20 protein-coding genes are annotated in these 22,138 nt (G+C 26.9%); 4 read left to right on the forward strand and 16 right to left on the reverse strand.

What is annotated here, in order from left to right; translation table 11 throughout:
• Positions 1-37: 37 nt before the first annotated feature.
• From ABUA17_RS07075 to ABUA17_RS07115, 9 genes are all read right to left on the reverse strand, one after another.
• Positions 38-541 carry a hypothetical protein gene (locus ABUA17_RS07075; protein WP_195953529.1) on the reverse strand — a complete coding sequence of 168 codons (504 nt, stop codon included), beginning with the start codon at positions 539-541 and terminating at the stop codon, positions 38-40.
• A 12-nt stretch (positions 542-553) separates the two neighbouring features.
• Positions 554-1,486: a 16S rRNA (cytosine(1402)-N(4))-methyltransferase RsmH gene (gene rsmH / locus ABUA17_RS07080; RefSeq protein ID WP_042396640.1), complete on the reverse strand. Its 933-nt coding sequence runs from the start codon at positions 1,484-1,486 to the stop codon at positions 554-556.
• Positions 1,487-1,498: 12 nt separating this feature from the next.
• A complete protein-coding gene (mraZ, locus tag ABUA17_RS07085) occupies positions 1,499-1,927 on the reverse strand; it encodes a division/cell wall cluster transcriptional repressor MraZ (protein ID WP_042396637.1) in 429 nt (142 codons plus the stop codon).
• Between the two features lie 299 nt (positions 1,928-2,226).
• The gene (gene ychF, locus ABUA17_RS07090) at positions 2,227-3,324 is read right to left on the reverse strand and encodes a redox-regulated ATPase YchF (RefSeq protein WP_042396633.1); all 1,098 of its coding nucleotides are present in this window, start codon (positions 3,322-3,324) and stop codon (positions 2,227-2,229) included.
• A 194-nt stretch (positions 3,325-3,518) separates the two neighbouring features.
• The gene (locus tag ABUA17_RS07095) at positions 3,519-3,986 is read right to left on the reverse strand and encodes a GNAT family N-acetyltransferase (protein WP_052330626.1); all 468 of its coding nucleotides are present in this window, start codon (positions 3,984-3,986) and stop codon (positions 3,519-3,521) included.
• Positions 3,987-4,166: 180 nt separating this feature from the next.
• The gene (locus ABUA17_RS07100; protein WP_055275747.1) at positions 4,167-4,688 is read right to left on the reverse strand and encodes a GNAT family N-acetyltransferase; all 522 of its coding nucleotides are present in this window, start codon (positions 4,686-4,688) and stop codon (positions 4,167-4,169) included.
• A 28-nt stretch (positions 4,689-4,716) separates the two neighbouring features.
• Positions 4,717-5,247, reverse strand: coding sequence for a GNAT family N-acetyltransferase (locus ABUA17_RS07105; RefSeq protein WP_242833233.1), 531 nt, complete (start codon positions 5,245-5,247; stop codon positions 4,717-4,719).
• 61 nt (positions 5,248-5,308) lie between these two features.
• The gene (locus tag ABUA17_RS07110; protein WP_394805640.1) at positions 5,309-7,060 is read right to left on the reverse strand and encodes an ABC transporter ATP-binding protein; all 1,752 of its coding nucleotides are present in this window, start codon (positions 7,058-7,060) and stop codon (positions 5,309-5,311) included.
• A 34-nt stretch (positions 7,061-7,094) separates the two neighbouring features.
• A complete protein-coding gene (locus ABUA17_RS07115) occupies positions 7,095-8,825 on the reverse strand; it encodes an ABC transporter ATP-binding protein (protein ID WP_042396626.1) in 1,731 nt (576 codons plus the stop codon).
• Between the two features lie 493 nt (positions 8,826-9,318).
• On the opposite strand from ABUA17_RS07115, the gene pdaA reads away from it, so the two are divergent.
• On the forward strand, positions 9,319-10,125 hold the full coding sequence (pdaA, locus tag ABUA17_RS07120; RefSeq protein ID WP_195951050.1) for a delta-lactam-biosynthetic de-N-acetylase: 807 nt from the start codon (positions 9,319-9,321) through the stop codon (positions 10,123-10,125).
• Between the two features lie 221 nt (positions 10,126-10,346).
• Here pdaA and ABUA17_RS07125 read toward each other — a convergent pair whose 3' ends face one another.
• The 7 genes from ABUA17_RS07125 to ABUA17_RS07155 all read right to left on the reverse strand — a co-directional run bounded on the left by ABUA17_RS07125 (position 10,347) and on the right by ABUA17_RS07155 (position 18,001).
• Positions 10,347-10,979, reverse strand: a complete 633-nt coding sequence (locus ABUA17_RS07125; RefSeq protein ID WP_042396623.1) for a cyclodeaminase/cyclohydrolase family protein — start codon at positions 10,977-10,979, stop codon at positions 10,347-10,349.
• Between the two features lie 12 nt (positions 10,980-10,991).
• Complete coding sequence (locus ABUA17_RS07130; RefSeq protein WP_042396621.1) at positions 10,992-12,137, reverse strand: glycosyltransferase; 1,146 nt, start codon at positions 12,135-12,137, stop codon at positions 10,992-10,994.
• Positions 12,138-12,142: 5 nt separating this feature from the next.
• Complete coding sequence (locus tag ABUA17_RS07135; RefSeq protein WP_042396620.1) at positions 12,143-13,423, reverse strand: glycosyltransferase; 1,281 nt, start codon at positions 13,421-13,423, stop codon at positions 12,143-12,145.
• A 17-nt stretch (positions 13,424-13,440) separates the two neighbouring features.
• Positions 13,441-14,967, reverse strand: coding sequence for a murein biosynthesis integral membrane protein MurJ (gene murJ / locus ABUA17_RS07140; RefSeq protein ID WP_349817929.1), 1,527 nt, complete (start codon positions 14,965-14,967; stop codon positions 13,441-13,443).
• Entirely contained in the window at positions 14,967-15,704 is a 738-nt protein-coding gene (locus tag ABUA17_RS07145; protein ID WP_042396615.1) for a WecB/TagA/CpsF family glycosyltransferase, read from the reverse strand. Before ABUA17_RS07145 ends, murJ begins: the two co-directional genes overlap by 1 nt.
• Positions 15,705-15,723: 19 nt before the next feature.
• A complete protein-coding gene (locus ABUA17_RS07150) occupies positions 15,724-16,812 on the reverse strand; it encodes a tetratricopeptide repeat protein (protein WP_042396613.1) in 1,089 nt (362 codons plus the stop codon).
• 253 nt (positions 16,813-17,065) lie between these two features.
• Positions 17,066-18,001: a hypothetical protein gene (locus ABUA17_RS07155; RefSeq protein WP_042396611.1), complete on the reverse strand. Its 936-nt coding sequence runs from the start codon at positions 17,999-18,001 to the stop codon at positions 17,066-17,068.
• A gap of 181 nt (positions 18,002-18,182) precedes the next feature.
• Between ABUA17_RS07155 and ABUA17_RS07160 the strand changes: the two genes are divergently transcribed.
• The 3 genes from ABUA17_RS07160 to ABUA17_RS07170 all read left to right on the forward strand — a co-directional run.
• A complete protein-coding gene (locus ABUA17_RS07160; protein ID WP_042396609.1) occupies positions 18,183-19,565 on the forward strand; it encodes a GTP pyrophosphokinase in 1,383 nt (460 codons plus the stop codon).
• 159 nt (positions 19,566-19,724) lie between these two features.
• Positions 19,725-20,828 carry a DEAD/DEAH box helicase gene (locus ABUA17_RS07165; protein WP_042396607.1) on the forward strand — a complete coding sequence of 368 codons (1,104 nt, stop codon included), beginning with the start codon at positions 19,725-19,727 and terminating at the stop codon, positions 20,826-20,828.
• Positions 20,829-21,109: 281 nt separating this feature from the next.
• Positions 21,110-22,138 (forward strand): IS256 family transposase (locus ABUA17_RS07170; protein WP_195951451.1); only part of this gene is annotated, 1,029 nt, incomplete at its 3' end.

Below are 22,138 nucleotides of genomic sequence, written 5' to 3' on the forward strand. Positions count from 1 at the left end.
AATAATTTTCAAAGCAGATAAACCTATTAACTATTCATTAATTAAATGCAGCCATAATTTTTTGTAAAAAATTATTCTTATTATTCTCCTTAGTTTTTAAATGAGAAAAATATTCTTTTGACATATCAATAGTTATAGTGCTTTCAGAATTGGGATAAACCATTCCTAATTCTTCTTCTGCAGTACTTTTTATTTTATCGAAAGATGCGAATTTAAGCATTTCAACATTTATTGCAGCATTTACATCTTCCTCTTCTTTCATATTGCTTTCTAAAATTAGTAATTGCTTTTGGTAATCATGTATTTTACTATCTAAAAATAAAGTTGTGGCACCTAAGGCAAACATAATTGTACCTACTGTAAAGCCACTAATTAAAAGATTCATCTTCTTTTCATATGCTCTTTTAGCTTTTTGTTTATTTTGTTTTTCTCTTTGCTTTTCAGCTTCTCTTATTTTTCTCTCTGGTGCTAAAGCTGTATTTCCTCTTATATAATCATATTCCCTAACTCCCATTTTATTCACATCCCTGCCAATTTTCATAATATTTATATTTTATATTTTTTCAATTACTCTAAGTTTTGCACTTCTACTTCTAGGGTTAACTTCAACCTCTTCTTTTGAAGGTTCTATTGCTTTTCTGCTAATTACTTTTACTTTTGCTTTTTCTCCACATATACAAATTGGAAATTCTTTTGGACATCTACAAGATACAGCTAAGTCTCTAAACTTGTTTTTAACAATTCTATCTTCTAAAGAATGGAAAGTAATTATAGCCATTCTTCCACCTTTGTTTAATTTATTAACTCCATCTTCTATTGCTTTATTTAAAATTGATAGTTCACTATTAACTTCAATTCTAATAGCTTGGAAAGTTCTTTTTGCTGGATGAGGTCCTTCTCTTCTTGCTTTTGCTGGAATTGCATTTTTAATTATTTCAACTAGCTCTAATGTTGTTTCTATATTTTTTTCACTTCTTCTAGTAACAATAAAATTAGCAATTCTTTTTGCAAACTTTTCTTCTCCATAATCTCTTATGATTCTATATAATTCTTCTTCACTATAATCATTTACAACATCATAGGCTGAAAAATTATTTTCTCTATTCATTCTCATATCTAAAGGTGCATCTTTCATATAACTAAAGCCTCTTTCACCTTCATCTAATTGATAAGAAGAAACTCCTAAATCCATTAGAATACCATCTACTTTTTCAATTTCAAGCTCTTCTAAAATTGCTCCTATATTATGAAAATTGTTATGCACGAAAGTAACATTTGAGAAATTATGTAACCTTTCTCCAGCTGCTCTTAATGCATCTTTATCTTGGTCAATTCCTATTAGTCTTCCTTCATTAGATAATCTTTTAACAATTTGAGAGGAATGACCTGCTCCTCCTAATGTACAATCTACATAAATTCCATCTTCCTTAATATTAAGTGCTTCTAAACATTCATTTAGCAAAACTGATACGTGATTAAATTCCATCTTCTTTACTCCTTATATTCCTAAATCGCCCATTTTTTCAGCAATTGAATTAAAATCAATATTTGATTCATTATATTCTCGCCATTTTTCCTTACTCCAAATCTCTACTCTAGTTAAAGCGCCTATACTTACTATATCCTTTTCTATGCCGGCGTATTCCTTTAGGTTTAATGGAATTAATCCTCTTCCTTGCTTGTCTGTTTCCACTTCACAAGCACCCGAAAAAAAGAATCTTACAAATGCTCTGGCATCTTTATTGGTAAGCGGTAACTTTTTAAGTTTTTCTTCAAGCATTTCCCACTCACTTATGGGATATGCATAAAGACCTCCATCAAGCCCTTTAGTAATAACAAACTTTTCTCCAAGTCCTTCCCTTAATTTTGCAGGTACAATCATTCTATTTTTGCTATCTAAGCTATGTGAGTATTCACCAATAAACATTTTGCACCCCCACTAAGTATTACTAAACCACTTTTAACCACTTTACACCACTTTATATATATATTCTATAAAATTATTATATTTCCTTCAAGATAAATTTGCTTTAAAATATATTTTTTTCTTTAACGAATATAGCAATAGCAATACTTCACGAAGTATTTTGAATTTGACAATACATATTATTTACCAATTTTACATTAATTGTTAATTATGTCTAAATTGATTATTTTAAATGAATCATACTTATATTTTTTGTCGCAAAAAAAGGAACTGTTTTATACAGCTCCCCTTTAAAAATATTATACATTAAATCTGAAGTTTACTACATCTCCATCTTTCATTACATATTCTTTTCCTTCTAATCTGTAAAGACCTTTTTCTTTAGCTGCAGCTTCTGAACCACATGCTACTAAATCATCATAACCTACAACTTCTGCTCTAATAAATCCTCTTTCAATATCAGAGTGAATCTTACCTGCAGCTGCTGGAGCTTTAGTTCCTTCTTTAATTGTCCAAGCTCTTACTTCTTGAACTCCCGCTGTTAAATAACTTATTAATCCTAATAATTTGTAAGATGCTCTTATAAGCTTATCTAACCCAGATTCTTGCAATCCGTATTCTTCTAACATTTCTGCTTTTTCTTCATCCTCTAATCCTGATAATTCTTCTTCAAGCTTAGCACATACAACAACTACTTCTGAATTTTCATTAGCTGCATATTCCTTAACCATTTGAACATATTTATTATTAAGGTTTCCGCTCATCATATCATCTTCTGATATATTGCAAGAATATAATACTGGTTTAGAAGTTATCATGAATAAAGATTTAACAAAAGCTTCTTCATCTTCATTTAACTCTAAAGTTCTTATTGGTTTATTAGCTTCTAAATGAGCCTTAACCTTTTCCATTATTTCATATTCAGCTTTAGCTTTTTTATCACCAGATCTAGCAAGTTTTACTCCTTTTTCCATTCTTCTTTCTAAAACTTCTAAATCTGCAAATATAAGTTCTAAATTAATAGTTTCTATATCTCTAATAGGATCTACTGAACCTTCAACATGAACTACATTTTCATCTTCAAAACATCTAACTGCATGTACTATAGCTTCTACTTCTCTTATGTGTGATAAGAATTTATTTCCTAAACCTTCACCCTTAGAAGCCCCTTTAACTAATCCTGCAATATCATAAAATTCTACAGCAGTATACACTTTTTTCTTAGTTCCGTACATTTTTTCTAAAACATCTAATCTTTTATCTGGTACACTTACAACTCCAACATTTGGCTCTATTGTACAGAATGGATAGTTTGCTGATTCTGCTCCCGCCTTAGTTATAGCATTAAATAATGTACTTTTACCTACGTTTGGTAGTCCTACAATCCCTAATCTCATCTATATAACATTCCTTTCTTCCGTTACTAATACTTCTAAGATTATACTCTATAAGTAATTTTATTTCAATGATAAAATGTACGTTAATTCTCCATACTTTTCAATTTTCTAAGAAATAATACTAAACACTATTTATTATTCGTTTAATATAACTTCTTATTAATAACATTAATCTTATTTACACTATTCCCTACTTAATTATTCCCTTTATAATCTACATTAGCAAACATTACGAGATTTGTTTCAGAAGCTCTAAATCCATTGTTTTCATAAAAACTAACACACGGATAATCTCTTTCAGTATTTAAAGCCAAATAAGAAATTTTACTCTTTTCCTTTTTTAACTCATTTCTTATGAATTCTATTAACTTACTACCAACACCTTTCCCTTGATATAAAGGATTTACACTAAATTCATCAATCCATAATTCTTTAAAATCTATATAAGTCATAATTCTTCCACAAGCCATTGCTACTACTGTATCTCCATCATAAACAACATATCCTCTTGATACTCTTGCAGACATAATCTCATCAATTCTTGTAAATGCCTGTTCAAATGTCCACTCTTCATTCCAAGGTTCTTCTTTAAATGCTTCAATAAGTTCATATGCGCAACCTTCAAAATCTTCTTCATTCATTATTTTATATTTTAAATTCATATTATTCACCTTCTTAATTTTTTCATCATATTATATATACAATAATTAAATTTATACAACCATACCTGCTATCTCCAGCCTATAAAAGTACCTGCTTATATTTCATAATATCTTTACCATATTCTAATGTTATTTTTATTAATTTTATTTCTATACCCCTCCAGTAATCTCATTTATCTATTATATAATTTTCTCATATAGTTTAAACCAATTTAATCCTATATCTTCCAATCCAAGACTTACAGTATCAATAAATTTATAGTGGCACTTTTCATACAAACTAATAGCAGGTATATTTTTTTCATATACATCTAAACGTATAGATTTTATTTTATTATCCATTGCATATTCCTCGATAAAATCAAGCATATTTTTACCTACACCTCGCTTAAGAAATTTAGGATTCACTACAAATGTATAAATAACCAGTACATTACTGTAATCTAATTCCGCTTGCCATGAAACATTTAAATAAGCTGGTTCTGGTTCATGTCGTAAAATCATACTGCCAATAATATCTCCATTTTCAACTGCTACAAATAAATTTCCTTCCCTTATACCATCTTCTGCATCCTTTCGTACAGGATATATTCCCTTTTTCCATCCTGGATAATTAATTGTACTTTCTAAATAATCATTTATGTTATTATACAGTTCTTCTAAAGAATCAATATCTTCTTCATTCCCAACTCTTATATCCATATCTCTAACCCTCTCTTAAATTAACTATTTACCAAATTTCTTTAATCATTCTAAACTCCTTATAAGTTACATCTTCAATTGCATATTCAAATGAACTTTTTATCACAAATCCATACTTCTGATATAGCTTAATAGCTATATCATTATCAATTTCAACACTTGTATATAAACTTTTATTAGGAAATTTACTTTGAAAATATTCTAAGAATTTTTCTAAAGCCTTTCTTCCAAAGCCTTTATTTTGATATTTTATATCAATCATAAATCTTGAAAAGGACCATCCATTTAACTCTTCATCATAGTCATATAACAAAAACCCTATCATTTCATCTTCATTAAATATTCCTAAAGGATACAATCCATCTTCATAAGAAGCCTGTACTAAGGAATACATATTACTTGCCACATAATTCTTTTGATGTTCTCCAACCCTCAAAGAAATACACTCATTATAATTTGATTTATCTATATCTCTAAATTTAATTTTATTCTCATCTATTATATATTTATTTATACCCATAACTACCTCACTATCTAAAATGTTAATAGCCTTAAACAATTGATATTATAAGAGAGAGTATCCACAAACTCTCCCCCATAACTCATAGCTATTAACTAATCTAAGCTCCCTCACTTAAAAAGTTATACTGTGCCATGTATAGCTCATAGTAGCTTCCCTTTTTCTTTAAAAGCTCTTCATGATTTCCAACCTCTTCAATCTCACCATTATTTATAACCATAATTTTGTCACAATCTCTAATAGTAGAAAGCCTATGAGCAACTACAAAAGAAGTTCTTCCATGAAGAATCTTTTCTATTCCTTCTTGAACTAACTTTTCTGTCTGAGTATCAATATTAGAGGTTGCTTCATCTAAAATTAATATTCTTGGATTTGCAAGAAGTGCCCTTGCAAAAGATATAAGCTGCCTTTGACCTAAAGATAACCTTGATCCTCTTTCATTAACTTCAGTATCATAACCTTTTTCTAATTCCATAATAAATTTATGAGCATTTACAGCTTTAGCGGCATTAATAACTTCTTGATCAGTTGCATCAAGCCTTCCATATCTTATATTCTCCATTATAGAATCCGAAAATAAAAATGTATCTTGAAGCATAATTCCCATTTGACTTCTTAAACTTTCTAAATCAACATTCTTAATATCTTTTCCATCGACTAAAATTTTTCCTTTAGTTGGATCATAAAATCTACTTAATAAAGAAACTATTGTACTTTTACCTGCCCCTGTAGCTCCTACTAAAGCAATCTTTTCTCCTTTAGCAGCTTTAAAACTTACATTTTTCAGTACTTCGTTTTCCTCATCATATGAAAAGGAAACATTTTTAAATTCTACATTTCCTTGAATTTTACCAATTGGTCTTGCATTTAAAGAATTTTTTATTACTGGTTGTACATCTAAAATATCAAAAATTCTATCTGCTGCTGAAAAGTTCGTAATTAACGTATTATAAAAGCTCGAAAGATTCATAATAGGTCTCCAAAACATACCTACATACATTGAAAATGCTATTAAAGTACCTAATTCTATTTCTCCATCCTTTATTAAAAAATATCCTACGGCAAAGACTACTAATGTACCTACACCCCATGATAATTCTACTAATGGCCAAAAGAAATCATTTAACTTTACTGCTTTAATAAATGAATTACTTAATTCACCTACCATACCTTTAAAATTATCCTCTGTTCCCTTTTCCCTAGCAAAGCCTTGTACAACCTTTATTCCTGAAAAATCCTCATGGGTAAACCCATTTAAATTTGAACGTTTATTTCTATAAATTTCCCATCTTCTTCTCGAAAAAATTTCTATACAAAACATCGCAACTCCTAATAAGGGAAGCAATATAATTGAAGCTAATGCTAATTTAACATTAAGTACGAACATTATGCTTGCAACACAAATCAAATTAATTATTTGTGGAATAAATGATTGAATTGCTTGAGAGAATAAATTTTTTAAAGCATTAACATCTCCAACAACTCTTGCAAGTATTTTCCCTACAGGTCTGCTATCAAAAAAATCAAAAGATAAATATTGAATATGACTATATAATTCATGTCTTATATTAACTAAAATATTATTAGTTATGCTAGTTATCATCTTCCACCTTATTTTAGATAATACCCAAGCTATTAAATTTAATGATATTAACGAACCCCCTATTATTATTAAGCCATTAACATTTTTATTAGCTACAAAATTATCAATTGCAATTTTTAACAACAATGGATTGACAATTTCACACATCATTACAAAAAGCATCAATAAAACCACTATAAGAGAACTAGCTTTATATGGTTTAAGATAAGATAATAATTTAATTGTTATTTCACTTTTACTACGTCTCATAACTTCTTCATCTTTATTTATATTATTTTGCATCTTATATAACCTCCTCTTCTAAAAGGTTAAAATCTTTAAATTGCTCACAATAAATATCATAGTAAGCACCTCTTAACTCTAATAATTCTTCATGAGTTCCTTTTTCTTTTATTTCACCATTTTCTAAATAAACTATTAAGTCTGAATTTTTTACTGCTGAAATTCTATGTGCAACTATAAATGTTGTGCTTTGCTTTTTCATCATTGATAAATTTTTTAATAATTCTTGTTCAGTTTCCATGTCCAAAGCTGAAGTTGAATCATCTAAAATTAAAATTGAGGAATTTCTTATTAAAGCTCTAGAAATTGATATTCTTTGCTTTTGTCCACCTGAAAGTCCAATTCCCCTTTCTCCTATTTCTGTATTAAACCCTTCATCTAAAGTTTCTATGAAGTCTAAAGAACATGCTAACTTAGAATATTTTTTTACTTCCTCTATATCTGCATTTTCATTGCTAAACTTTATATTATTTAATATAGAATCAGAAAATAAGAAAGTATCTTGTGGTACAATTGCCATACTGCTTCTTAAAACTTCTAAATCATAATTTTTAACATCTATATTATCAACTTTTATACAACCTTCTTTTACATCATAATATCTTCCTATTAGATTTAATAAAGTTGATTTTCCTGAACCTGTAGTTCCCATTATAGCTATGGTACTTCCTGCCTTTATATCTAAATTAATATTTTTCAATACTAATTCATCATTATAACTAAAACTAACATTTTCAAACTTAATATCACCCTTTATATTTACATCTTCTAAAGCTCCACTTTTTATTTCTGGCTCTCTTTCAATAATTGCAAATATTTTTTTAGCAGAAGCCAAGTTTCTTGAAATCAAATCAGTAAGCTCTCCTAACATCCTCATTGGCCATATAAGATTCCATATATACCCACTGAAAGCTACTAATACACCAATTGACATTTCTCCATTCATAACTAAATATCCGCCAAATACTATCATTAAAACTAGAGAAATATTCGTTAAAAACTCTATTTTAGGAAAGTAATCTCCTATTACCTTTGCTTGATCCATATTTAAATCATAATAAGACTTATTCAGTTTTAAAAATTTACTTATTTCATACTTTTCTCTTGAAAAAGCCTTTACAAGTCTTATACCTGCTATATCTTCTTGAGCCGTAGTATTAATTTCTGCTGTTTTATCACTTATTTCTCCATAACATTTACCAAACTTTTTTTCAAGCTGTACAGCTATAAAGCCAATTGGAATCATAACTATGAAACATGCTAAGGCTAATTTCCAATTTAAATAAAATAAAATTATTGTAGATATAACAAAATAAATTATATTTTCAACAAAAAGCCTTAAACCATAACCTATAGTCTGCCATATATTTTCTGCATCTTCTCCAATTCTAGACATTAGCTCGCCAGTATTCATTTCATCAAAATACTTGAATTCTAATTTTTGAATATGAGTAAAAAGATCATTTTTAATATCTTCATGAACCCAAGTGCTCAATAAATCATATTTAAATTCTTTATTATAGCCAAATATGGCCTTAATTATCGAAATACTTAAAATTGCTCCTAATACAAAAATTATGGTATTTTTATTTCCTGCAATAATTCCCTCATCTATAAATATTTGCTGCATATATGGAATTAATAAATCAACACCTATTACAATAAGCATAGATATAGTACCCCAAATTAATGTTCCTTTATACTTTAAAACATACTTAAATACTTTAGTCATTATTCGACTCCCCCTTTAGTTTAAAACTTAATGCTCATCCACCTTTAAAATCTCCATTTCCCATAACTTCGCCTCCTTTAAATAAAAAAAGCCATGGCTATGCCATGACTATAGTTATCATATAAGATAAAATACATACTAATTTTGTAAAAATACAAAAAGGCCATGGCTAATAACCACAACCTCTAATTATTACATATAATTTTAATTAAATTTTATACAAATTTTTATTATTTATATAAAACCATAGAGATAGGGTTATCAATACTTATTCTATTTTCTTTATTATTTCTAATTTTTAAATTTAACATATTCCTACCTCCTTATATTTTATTCTTTTACCATTATATTCCTGTAATTATTTCTTGTCAATTCCTTTTTATGTATTTTTTAGTTATTTATTTTCGATATCCCTATATACCCTTTTTTTACCACGTTTAATATCTTGTCATATACAAAACATATTAATATAACTTAGAAAGGGAGGATTTTAATGAGAAAAAATAAGTTATTTATATTTTTACTTATCTTAATTTTATCGGTAAGTTGTCTTTCTAGCATTGCTTTTGGTCATTCCATAAACATTGCTTCAGATGATACCGAATTAAATTGGTATTTTGTTAATCGTGGCAAAGATACATTGCCAGAATGTCCAAAAGAAGCAACCGGTCTTTTATCTAAATATGATGCTTATTATCTAGGAGATACTAATGAAAAAGTTGTTTATTTAACTTTTGATGAAGGTTATGAAAATGGTTATACCCCAAAAATTCTAGATATATTAAGAGATGAAAAGGTTCCTGCAGCTTTTTTTGTTGTGAAACCTTATATCGTTTCTAACCCTGAAATTATCAAGAGAATGTCTGATGAAGGTCATTTAGTTTGTAATCATTCTAATCATCATCCATCAATGGCAACTGTTACAGATCCAGAAAAGTTCAAATCAGAATTTACTGATGTAGAAGAAGCATATAAAGAAGTTGTTGGTACAGACATGCCTAAATTCTTTAGACCACCAATGGGAAAATACTCAATTAATTCTCTAAAGAAAACTAAGGATCTTGGTTATAAAACTATTTTTTGGAGCTTTGCATATAAAGATTGGATTATTGATAACCAACCTAGTGAAGAAGAAGCTATCAAAAAAATTACTAATGGTGCTCATCCTGGTTGTATAATGCTTATACATGCTGTTTCTAAAACAAATACTGCTGTTTTAAAAACAGTAATTGAACAAATTAGAGCAGATGGTTATGAATTTAAACCACTTACTGAACTTCCTGAATATCAAGCTCAATAAACTTAATTCTTAGCATAAGATTGAGTTTGGGTTGGAATTTGTTCTTACCCCAATATAACCTTAGTCTACGGGCCCGTCGGTTGTTATCTCTAAGCTAAAGAGGTAGGATTATTACTTAATCTAACCATCAGATAAATATTAATATTTTTATCCTAAGTATTTCAAAAAAATAAAGTCATAATATATAGCTAACTATTGGCTATATATTATGACTTTTAATTTTAGATACCGTATTCTTTAAGTATCAACTCTTTTTTACTTAATGATTTTCTTATTATTTCTCTACAAATTTCCGGAATATCTTCATATCCTTCATTGCTAGATAAACTATTATAATTAACAAAAACATTAACTATTGAACTTTCAATAGCAGAATGTAAAAGTATTGCTGCAACAATAGCATCTGATGTTAAATTTTTATTTCCAAATTCAATTGCAAAATCAATATTATCATAAAACTCTAAAGAATCTTTAGCTAAATTTAATGGTGATTCCATTGCTGCTATTGTTTTTTCTTTAATAGTCTTAGATCTATACTTCTTTTCTTCATCAGTATCTTTTGGCAATTTAAAAGTATCCATTAACGCAGTAAAAGTATCTCTATCTGCTTCCATGTAAGTAATACTTTTACTTATAAATTCTTCGCATTTCTCTTTTAAAACTAACATCTTTTCTTTATTTTTATCATCTAATTTTTCAAAAGCTTTTTTATCTACAGTAAATGAGTATACCATGTTGTTTAAAGCTCCAGCTAATGCTGAAACCAACGCTGCAGTACTTCCACCTCCTGGAGATGACAAATCAGTTTTTAATTCATATAAAAACTTATCTATTGTATAATCCTTAAAATTCATACTAACACCCCTTTATTTTATTATTTCCTTATAAACATTTATTATTTTATTTATTATAACATTTGCACTAAACTTCTCAGTACAATACTTTCTTAATGCTCTAGGTTCATACTTCTTGTGATTCTGCTCAATATACTCCATAGCCTCACTTAATGCTTTGACATTATCTATTTCAACTAATATCCCAACCTCTTTAGTTACTATATCTTCAGCTCCACCATTAAAAGTTCCAATTACAGGTTTACCACTTGCTAATGCTTCGATATATACTACTCCAAATGTTTCATATCTTGAAGGTAATACAAAAGCATTACACTTATTCATCCAATTAGCAACCTCTTCTCTAGATAATGCACCAGTAAAAACAACTTGATCTTCTACATTTTCACTTTTTGCTATGCCTTTTAGCCATTCCATTTGACTTCCATCTCCACCAACAACTAATTTAGCATTTTTATTTTTATATTTTTCTGCAAATGCTTTAATTAAAGTATCAAATCCTTTTTCACCTTCTAAAAATGCTACACTAAAAAATATGAACTCATTACTTTCTCTTTTAATATCTCTAATATCAAATAAAGATAAATCTACAAGATTTCCAATAACCTCTATATCATTACGACCACTTAATTTTTCAATTTCTTTCTTAAGTCCATTTCCTACAGCTATAACTTTATTTGAACTTTTATAAGACTCTATTATCCTTTTGTAATAACTTTTCTTTACGTAAACTCCTCTTTCAACAGAAGAATGTTCAGTAATTACTAATGGAATATTATATTTTTTTGCTACATAAGAAGCACTTATACCACCCCATAATGATGATTGTGCATGAATAATATCTATCTTTCCCTCTCTTTTAGTAATTTCCTTATATAACTTTTCCATTCTTTTATCAAAAACTTTAAACATCAATGGATTTTTGGGAATAAAATTATAATTTTTATATCTATAAGTTCTTAATCCTTTTTCAACTTTAAAAGATAAACCACTTTTTTCTTTTATTTTTCCCATTAATGTTAATGGCCAAATTTCATTATATGCAACAGTTACTTTTACTCCATTTTCTTGAAGCTTATTTGCCTGTTCTCTAAAAAAACTACCATGAACTTTATTTCTATTATTATCATACCAAGAAGGTATAAACATTACATGCATAATAATTACCCCTTTAAAATATCATTAAGCTTCTTTGATATATATTGCCATTTGTATTCTTCTATAGGACCATATTTTTCACCATTTTTAATCATAGAAATTATTTTATTAATTCCACTTACAATTTCATCAGCAGTATTATTTACAACAACACACTTATTTTTATTTTCTACTACATCTTTTATAGGATCATTTTCATCTCCAAGTATCACAAAAATAATACCATCTGCTCCAAAGTAATCATAAATTTTAGCCGGAATTTGTTTTGAATTTTTATTTCCAAACAATAATAGCACTTCACTATTAAGCATATAAGCTAACGCTTCATCATAAGGAATTCTTGGTGAAACATTAATATTATCAACTGCCATTAATTTATTCTTTATTTCTTCATCATCAATATTCCCAAAGAACATAACATTTAAATCATTATACAAACTAATATTTGTATCTTTAATATTATTTAATGCTTCTATAAAAGGCCTAACATCTCTCAGCTTTGAGAATATTTCTCCTGCATAAACAAAATTAACTTTTTCTTTATTTATAAGTTTTGGAGTTAAACTCTTTTTAATCTCTTCATATTGATTTTCATCATATCCTCTTGTTACAATATAAGTTTTTTCAACTGGAATATTATAAGAAGATACGTAATCATCTCTATTAGCTTTAGTTACAAAAATAAATCTATCACTTAATTCAACTATTCTTTTTTCAAATGATCCTTCAAATTTTCTTCTTGCTTTGCTTATATTAGCCCTAGTTGAATCCTTCAGCCATGGATCACTCCAATATGTAACCCAAGGTAAATCCTTAAATTCCTCTTTAATTTTAAGAGCACAAATATGACTAGAAGGCGGTTCATGCATTGAAAACATAACATCAAACTTTTCTCTTTTTACTAATTCAATACCATATTTACTTGCAGCTTTTGCCCAATTAAAATACATATCTGGTATCGCTACTATTGATTTACCTTTTCTTAATAAAGCTTTTACAAAACTTTTATTACCGTTAGATACATTAACTACTTCTGCATTTTTAGATTTCTTAGGCATTATTCTTTCAAATATTTTTCCGCCAGAAATTATATGCTTTTTAACTCTTTTATCTAACATACTTAATATATACTCATCATAATAAATTGAATTTTTGGGGAAGTTCACTGTTAAAAGATGAACTTCATTCCCATCAATTTTTGCTAAGTTATTTAAATATTGTAAGGTTTCAATAGATGCCGAATTATTAATTAACGGTGAATAACATGCTATAAATAATATCTTCATATTTCCTCCTAAGTCCCTTACTTATATACTCTATTTTTCATCATATTTATTACTTCATCTAATTCTTCAATTTTAAATATTTTACATGATATAAAATAAACAACGCCTCCTACTACCCCATTAAATAAGATAGTTAATATTGCATTATTTAAATTTATCATAATATTTAATATTTTTAGTACTAATAACATTACCATTGCTGATAAACTTATTTTTAACAGTTTAATTATCATAGGTACAACATCAAAGTGTCCACCAAACTTTCTAGTAGAAATAAATAATAAATTTGACGTTACCATTGATGCTATTGTAGATGCTATTGCTACCCCAAATACTCCGAATATTTTTGATAAAGTAATACTTAAAATAATATTAACAACTACTCCAATAATTCCGTTAATTGTTGTTACTTTAGTTTTTTGCATAGAAAATAACGATGAATTTAAAATATCTCTTACTCCTGTAAATGGCAATACTAATGAATATCCTAAAAAAGCACTTGCTGTAATCTTTACAGCTGCTTCATTAAAATTACCCCTTTCATAAAAAGCACTTATGATATCTTTGTTTAATAGTATAAATCCTATTGAAATAGGCACCAATAATAAGGCTATAATAGAAATAGATTTTGTTAAGTAATTAGTAAATCCTTTAATATCTCCTTCATTTAATTTATTAGCCATTAGTGGATACATTACAGATACGATAGAAGTTGTTATTGCAGTATTTGCAAAAACTATTATTTTTTGTGCAAAATCTAATGCACTTACTGCTCCATCACCTAATGAAGATGCTACCTTCATATCAACTACCATATTTAAGGAGTTTGCTCCCGAACCAATGATTACAGGTATAATTAATATCAATATTTTCTTTATTCTTTCATCTTTTAAATCAATAAATAACTTAAATCTATATCCATGTTTATATAAAACCGGTAACTGTACTGCAACTCTCAAAAAATTTCCTATAACATTTGCAATAGTTAATCCAATGATACTAATATCTTTAAAAAATATTAAATAAATTATCATTGGAGCATTAAAAAACATTCCTAAAATTGAAGGAATTATAAAATCTTCACAAACTTGAAGCATTGCAGTATAACATGCATTTATTGATAAGAATAAAAGATTAAATAAAGTTATTCTTGTTAAAAAAACTGTAAGATTAAACTTTTCTTCATTAAACCCATCAAACATAAAAGCAACAATTTTATCTGTGAAAACAAATCCTAAAGCAAAAGCAATTACTGAAATAACTAATAATATAGAAATAATATTATTAGAAAACTTAAACATCTCTTCTTTATTCTTTTCAAACCTAACTTTGCTAAGCATTGGAATAAACACTGTTGATATTGCAAGTCCTACAATAGTAAAAACAGTCTCAGGTACTGATACTGCTGCTTTATATGCATCTGTATAAATACTAACTCCAAATTGATATCCAACCAGCATATCTCTAAATAAACCTAAAAATCTACTTAGAATGCTAATTATCATAACTAAGAATGCAGCTTTAAATATCTTGTTACCCTTCATTAGTTTTTACCTCTACTCTTGGTAACAGTCCATATAAATTTAGGAATACTTCCAAGTCTTTTTATTCTCCATGGCTCTTTTGCAACTCTATAAGCCCATTCCATTCCTATATCTATCATCCATCTTGGGGCTCTATTTACCTTTTCTGCAATAACATCAAAGCTACCTCCAACCCCCATAAATATTTTGCATGGTAATTCATCCATATATCTTACAATAAATTTTTCTTGTCTTGGACAACCCATTGCTACAAAAACTGCCATAGGCTTTTTTTCTTTTATTTCTTCTAATATTTCTCTTGGATTATCTAAATCAAAAAAACCATTGTGATATCCAGATATATTTATTCTTGGATAATCTCTTAAAATATTGGCTACACAAGCTTTTAAATTTTCTTCGCTTGCACCTAATAGATAAATACCTTCTCCACTATCTTCACACTTTTCAAGTATCTTCTTCATAAGTTCTATTCCTGCTATTTTTTCTTCTACAGGAGTTTTTAATATCTTAGCACTTATTTGTACACCAACACCATCTGGTATAATTAATGATTTATCACTTGTAAAATTATCAAATAGATTTTTATCATTTAATCCTGTGTATAGTACTTCAGGATTTCCTGAAACAATATGTACCTTTTCTTTTGAAAGTACAACTTCTAAGCATTCATCCATATTAGCAGCAAAAATTTCATACCCTAACATATCTATACTCTTATATTTTTGATTTTTCCCCATATAAACTCTTCCTTTATTATTACTTATTAATCATAGTTTCTAATTGTTTTACTATTTCATCATCTGGATTTAAATTTTTAGCTATATCTAAATGTAATTTAGCATTTTCTAAATCATTAAGATTTAAATAACACATAACTATATTTGTACAAATTTCTACATCCCTTGAAGCTTCAAATGCTTTTTTGAATAGCTTAATTGCCTCTTCAAATTCATTTATACAAGCATAATTTAAACCTAACTCAACAATAACCTCTAAAATACCACTTTCTCTCTTAACACTTTCTTTTAAGTAATAAATAGCTTGATTATAATCTTCTAATTTTCTAAAACCAATTCCTAAATAATAATAAATTAGTGGATTTTCTTCAAACTCTTCAGCTAATCTTAATAATATTTCAATACTTTTCGCTGGATCTTCTGCTAAATATTCTATAGCATTTTCATAATCTGAAATATTTTGAATATCTGCTTTTATAATTTCAACTTCTTTTGTTACCTTACCGCCTTTATTTAAATATTCATTAATAGCAACTCTAGCAGCTTTAAAATCTCCATCATTCTTTAAGACAATTGCTTGATATAGATATGGTTCTGCTATCTTTAAATTATTATTAATGCAGTAATCTATATCCTCAAGTAATAAATCTTTAAAACTACTGTCTTCTTCCCTTATAGTTTCCCCTACAAGTAATATTCTTTTCATTACATCTAAATCTTTAGAATATGTATAATAACCCTTTAATAAAAGATAAGCATCTAAGTATCTTTTATCTTCAATTCTTTTACTAATTAATGACTTAATACAATTTTCTGTATCTTTAATATAATCCAAAATTAATTCATAGTCTTCATTAAATCTTAAATTTTCATCAGCACCAATTGCAGTAAACATTCCTTCAATAAAGTAATATATAGGAAGATTCTTAATTTTTATTTCATCATTAATATTTGAACTTATATATTCTGAACTAATTGGTAAGTATAAATCTTTATTTTTAAAAGTAACATATGATGGAATACCTATATTTTCTTTAAATCCATCTTTATTCATCTCCAAAAATAATAATTTACTCATCTTTTCTTTAATTTTTGCCTTATAATCCATAAATTACACTCCTTTAGTAAATTATTTCATTATCCATAATACATTATTACCTTAAAAGTTTCAAATTAATTACGTAAAACAATAAAATCAAAAATGTTCGGCAAAACTATTTTTCTTATAAACAACTTTTTTTATTATTTAATTGTGTTTATTTATTATGTTTTTATATTGAATATAAAATAAAGCAAATTAATAATAATACATATTAATTTGCTTTTAATATTAATAATTTTATTTTTATGCTATGAATTAATTAATTTGCTTCTTCAATAAATAAAATATATTCATTCTTTATGTTATTTAGATTTCTTACAACTTCTTCATCTTTATCTTGTAAAACATATAAAATTTCTTTTATTTTATTTTCTAGATTTTCAATCTCATCTATAGATTCATTAATTCTTCTTTGCACTGAAATATCTGTAAAAATATTATCAAAAAATACATCAAGCGCAAATGTAACGTTAGAAAACTCCAAACTATTCAATTTAATATCACCTAATTCCTTGTTAAACTCTGATATTAGTTGTGACACTCTTTCAAATTTAATATTTGCTTTTCTTATTTTACTTTGTTTTGCTATTGATGACATAGCATCTCCACCTATAATATCAAAAGTTCCCCACTTCTTTGCTCCCTCTAATTCCTCTTTAGCTGAAACCACCTCTTCTAATAATCTCTTACCAGCACCATAAGCTTCTCTTATTTCATTGTTTTTATCTATAAGCTCATTTAATTTGTCATCTAGCCTTTTAATATTTTCCTTTGTTGCATAATCACCATTATTTTTAAGGATGCTTATTTTTTCATCCATTACTTTCTCATATTCTTTTTCACAATTTTCTATGCTAAAAAGCTTTTCTTTTTTATTTTGTAAATCTGATTTTATTACATTTATATTATATAATACCTCTTCATGCTTTATTTTCACATTAAGATATTCTTCTTTTTCCTTTTCTAACTTTTCATCTTTATTTTTAAATATAGTTGCAAAAAAATTAGAAAATGATGTTTTGTTTAAATTATCCACATCCTTTTTTTCCTTTTTAAGCTTCTTTTCTAAATTGCTTAACTCTATTTCTTCATTTTTTAAATTACGCTCTAATACGACTATTTCATTATCTAACTTATTTTTAACAGAAATATCTTCTTTTAATTTTTTTATTTTTAAATTTATTTCGCTTACCATATTTACTCCTTCTTCTCATATCTCCACTAAACAAATAGTTATATTTTTAATAATATCATTTTTATTCCTTAATTACTATTTTACTACAATTTTAGATAATAAACTATTATAATATTATTGGTTATATTAAATAGTAATTTGTATAATCATATTAATATAATTATTTAACAGAGGTGTAGTTTTGAATATTAAAGAATTTGACTATTTAGAAATAGCATTAAATGAATTAAAAAGAAATCAAAATACTTTACTAAAAGCTTCAGCAGAATTGGAGGATTCTTTTTTTTCAATATTAAATGAAAGTTATTGTGAATACTCTAATATTAGCTGTAGAGTTAAATCTGTTGAAAGTTTACGTGAAAAAATCTTAAGAAATCATTATTACAAACGCTATCCTGATGCTAATGAACTTATTTTTAGATTAAGCGACCTTATTGGTATAAGAATTGAATGTAGATTTGGTGATGATGAAAAAAAGATTTATCGTTTTTTAAAAAAGTATTTTAATAAAAAAGCTGATAACGACTTTTATTTTTGTGAAGATAATAATCATATTTCTCTTAAACTATCAGGAAAACAGCCACAAAAGCAAAAAAATGGTTTTACCATTTATAGAATTGATGGTAGATTTACATTCGAAAATTTAGTTATTCCTTTTGAATTACAAATTAAATCTTTAACTAATATGTTTTGGAGTGAAATAGAACATCAAATAATTTATAAAAACTCTAATTATATTATTGAAGATCAATTTTTAAGAGACATTATGAATTCTATAAAAAATAATTTAACAATGATAGATAATCAATTATTAACAGTTTTAAAGCACTTTGAATCTAAAAAAGTAAAATCAAATACTCCTAATAAAAGACAACTTCAAGAAATAATTTCTAAACTTATTTACGATATGTTTTCTCATAAAATGAAAGAATCTATTGATATGACAATTAACTTTAAAGACTCATGTGAAACTATCGTTGAATATGTATTTTTTAAAAATAATATTTCAAACGAATCTGATTATACTAATGTTCTTATATCAGCATTAAATACTTTAAATTCAGTTTCTGAAGAAAGTTTAAATTTCAACTCATCTTTATCATTTGAAAGAAAAGTTATTTATAATGATTATTTTAAAGAAACCCTTGGAAAGTATTTTGAAAATGTAATAAATAATGAATTTAGTTGGAATTTATTCTTTAGAATTTTATTCACTTTAGAACCTCTAGATAATGTTGGAGATTTTGAAAATTTCCTAGATTATCTTAAAATAACTTATACAGAATCTAAGCATATTAACAAACAAAAAGATATTTTAATTTCTAGATTTGGAGTCAATTTTAACATAATAGATGATGCTGTAAAAGCACAAGTAGCTGAAACATTAGTATTAATCGATAAAATAGATATTGTATATGATTATACTATTGAAGATGTTAATGAAATTGTTGAATATATTTATAAGTATATCAATGATAATATTACTACTTTTGACTCTTGGGAACGAGCAAAAAATTCAATATTATTACATTTACACAATGAAATAATTCAAGTATTGGAATAAAATTTATTTTACCCGATAAGAAAAATATATATTTTCTTATCGGATTTCTCATTTTTATATATAAATAATTATTATTTTTCCAGTAATCTACTTTCTACTATTGCTATATAGATGTTATAATAATATGAAACTTTAGATGAAAGATAAAAGGTAAATTATATGAACTTTAAAAATTTAGGAATTAGTCATGATATAGATAATGTATTAAAAAAATCTGGAATACAAAATCCAACTCCCATTCAGCAAGATAGTATTATACATATTTTAAATAATAAAGATGTTATTGCTGAAGCTCAAACTGGTACTGGTAAAACTTTAGCATTTTTACTACCTATATTTGAAAATATCTCATTAAACTCACAAGGAATACAAGCATTAATTATTTCTCCAACAAGAGAATTAGCTATTCAAATTACAGAGGAAGCTAATAAATTAAGTACAGCTAAAGATATCGGTGTTTTATCAATGTATGGTGGTAAAGATATAGGTTCACAAATGAAGAAACTTAAAGGAAACATAAGACTTATTATTGCAACACCTGGAAGACTTTTAGATCATTTAAAAAGAAAAACGGTTAAGTTAAACACATTAAAAACTATAGTATTAGATGAAGCTGATCAAATGCTTTTAATGGGATTTAGAAACGAAATTGATTTAATAATGAAAGAAACCCCTAAGAAAAAACAAACTTTATGTTTTTCAGCAACAATGGACAGTGCTGTTAAAAAGCTTGCGTATAGATATATGAATGATCCAATTATCGTAAGTGTTAAAAAAGAAGAAATCACCTTAGCTAATATTAACCAAGAAGTTGTTGAAACTATTGATAGAGAAAAAAGAGAAGCTTTATGTAAAGTGTTAGATGAAGACAATCCTTTTATGGCTATAATATTCTGCAGAACTAAAAGAAGAGCTGATGAACTTGAAGTAGTTATGCATAGACGTGGATATAACTGTAAGGTTATTCATAGTGACATTCAACAATCAAAAAGAGAAAGAATAATGAAATCTTTTAGAAATGCTGATATTCAATATTTAATTGCAACTGATGTAGCTTCTCGTGGATTAGATATTGGAGGAGTTGATCATATTTACAATTATGATATACCTGAAAATGTTGAAACTTATATCCACAGAATTGGTAGAACTGGAAGAGCTGGTGAAAAAGGCTATACTTGTCTTTTCGTAGATCCTAAAGACTCAAGAATGCTTTCAGAAATTGAAAAATCTATTAAATTAAATATTCCTAGAAGAAATCTTTAAACAGTAACAAAACTAGATAATTTCAATTAACAAGTGGTAAGTTGATGTGGAAATTCCTTTGAGAGTTGAGACTATAGATAGATTTGTACAATATAAGCATAGATGAAAATTACTTTAGTGATAGACATCTATGCTTATTTTTTTTATAATAGGTTTGTGTAAAAACAAATCTAGGGAGAGTAGATAGATTTGTGTAAAAAACAAATCTATCTACTCTTTTTTTGTATGATTAGTTGGTAGATTTGGAATAATATACTATATAAATTTTAGGAGGATTTTCTATGGCAAGAAAAAATGATATCAATTTTGATTACAATTCAGAGATAAAAAAGTGTAAAACAATCGATGACGTTCTTGGAAAGAACGGATTAGTTCAAAGGTTAGTTAAGGATGTACTAGAAAATATACTTGAAGCAGAAATGGATGAACATCTTGGTAGAGATAAATACCAACGTCAAAGCAATATTGAGCCTGGCGAAAGAAATTATAGAAATGGATATAGCCAAAAAAATCTAAGAAGTTCATTTGGAGATGTTGATCTCGATATACCAAGGGATAGAAAGTCTGAATTTGAACCTCAAATAGTAAAGAAATATGAAACTGTTTGTAATGAATTAGATAAAAAAATAATTTCTCTTTATGCTAAAGGTATGACTACTAGCGACATTCAGGCTGAAATAGAAGATTTATATGGAATAACAATCTCACCATCAATGGTTTCTAAAATAACAGATAAAGTAATAGCTACCGCTACCGAATGGCAAAATAGAATGTTAGATAAAATATATCCAATAGTTTACTTAGATGCTATGTACTTTAAGGTTAGAAGCAACGGAAAAATAGTTAATAAAGCTGTATATATTTGTTTAGGATATACGATGGAAGGATATAAAGATATTCTTGGACTATGGGTTGATGAAGCCGAAGGAGCTAAGTTTTGGCTAGGTATTTGCAATGACTTAAAAAATAGAGGTGTAAAAGAAATCTTAATTGCTTGTATGGACGGACTTAAAGGGCTACCACAAGCTATTCAGACCGTATTTCCATCAGCTAATATACAAACATGTATTGTTCATCAAATAAGAAATTCTATAAAATACATAGCTTCAAAAGATAAAAAATCATTTATGAAAGATTTAAAAGAAGTTTATAAAGCTCCTACTGAAGAACTTGCGTTAGCGCAGCTAGACAAACTAAAAGAAACTTGGGGAAATAGTTATGGAATGGTTATAGATTCATGGTATAACAACTGGAATAACTTATCTACTTTCTTTGATTTCTCACCTAGAATAAGAAAAATGATCTATACA

It is taken from the genome of Clostridium sp. RTP31139st1_H3_RTP31139_211217, assembly GCF_040227035.1.
In the GTDB taxonomy this organism is placed as follows: domain Bacteria; phylum Bacillota; class Clostridia; order Clostridiales; family Clostridiaceae; genus Clostridium; species Clostridium saudiense.

Excerpts from the sequence above, each read along its gene's own strand:
- ABUA17_RS07075 (WP_195953529.1), bottom strand. The coding sequence starts at position 541 with ATGAAAATTGGCAGGGATGTGAATAAAATGGGAGTTAGGGAATATGAT.
- rsmH (WP_042396640.1), bottom strand. The coding sequence starts at position 1,486 with ATGGAATTTAATCACGTATCAGTTTTGCTAAATGAATGTTTAGAAGCA.
- mraZ (WP_042396637.1), bottom strand. The coding sequence starts at position 1,927 with ATGTTTATTGGTGAATACTCACATAGCTTAGATAGCAAAAATAGAATG.
- ychF (WP_042396633.1), bottom strand. The coding sequence starts at position 3,324 with ATGAGATTAGGGATTGTAGGACTACCAAACGTAGGTAAAAGTACATTA.
- ABUA17_RS07095 (WP_052330626.1), bottom strand. The coding sequence starts at position 3,986 with ATGAATTTAAAATATAAAATAATGAATGAAGAAGATTTTGAAGGTTGC.
- ABUA17_RS07100 (WP_055275747.1), bottom strand. The coding sequence starts at position 4,688 with ATGGATATAAGAGTTGGGAATGAAGAAGATATTGATTCTTTAGAAGAA.
- ABUA17_RS07110 (WP_394805640.1), bottom strand. The coding sequence starts at position 7,060 with ATGAGACGTAGTAAAAGTGAAATAACAATTAAATTATTATCTTATCTT.
- ABUA17_RS07115 (WP_042396626.1), bottom strand. The coding sequence starts at position 8,825 with ATGACTAAAGTATTTAAGTATGTTTTAAAGTATAAAGGAACATTAATT.
- pdaA (WP_195951050.1), top strand. The coding sequence starts at position 9,319 with ATGAGAAAAAATAAGTTATTTATATTTTTACTTATCTTAATTTTATCG.
- ABUA17_RS07125 (WP_042396623.1), bottom strand. The coding sequence starts at position 10,979 with ATGAATTTTAAGGATTATACAATAGATAAGTTTTTATATGAATTAAAA.
- ABUA17_RS07130 (WP_042396621.1), bottom strand. The coding sequence starts at position 12,137 with ATGCATGTAATGTTTATACCTTCTTGGTATGATAATAATAGAAATAAA.
- ABUA17_RS07135 (WP_042396620.1), bottom strand. The coding sequence starts at position 13,423 with ATGAAGATATTATTTATAGCATGTTATTCACCGTTAATTAATAATTCG.
- murJ (WP_349817929.1), bottom strand. The coding sequence starts at position 14,967 with ATGAAGGGTAACAAGATATTTAAAGCTGCATTCTTAGTTATGATAATT.
- ABUA17_RS07145 (WP_042396615.1), bottom strand. The coding sequence starts at position 15,704 with ATGGGGAAAAATCAAAAATATAAGAGTATAGATATGTTAGGGTATGAA.
- ABUA17_RS07150 (WP_042396613.1), bottom strand. The coding sequence starts at position 16,812 with ATGGATTATAAGGCAAAAATTAAAGAAAAGATGAGTAAATTATTATTT.
- ABUA17_RS07155 (WP_042396611.1), bottom strand. The coding sequence starts at position 18,001 with ATGGTAAGCGAAATAAATTTAAAAATAAAAAAATTAAAAGAAGATATT.
- ABUA17_RS07165 (WP_042396607.1), top strand. The coding sequence starts at position 19,725 with ATGAACTTTAAAAATTTAGGAATTAGTCATGATATAGATAATGTATTA.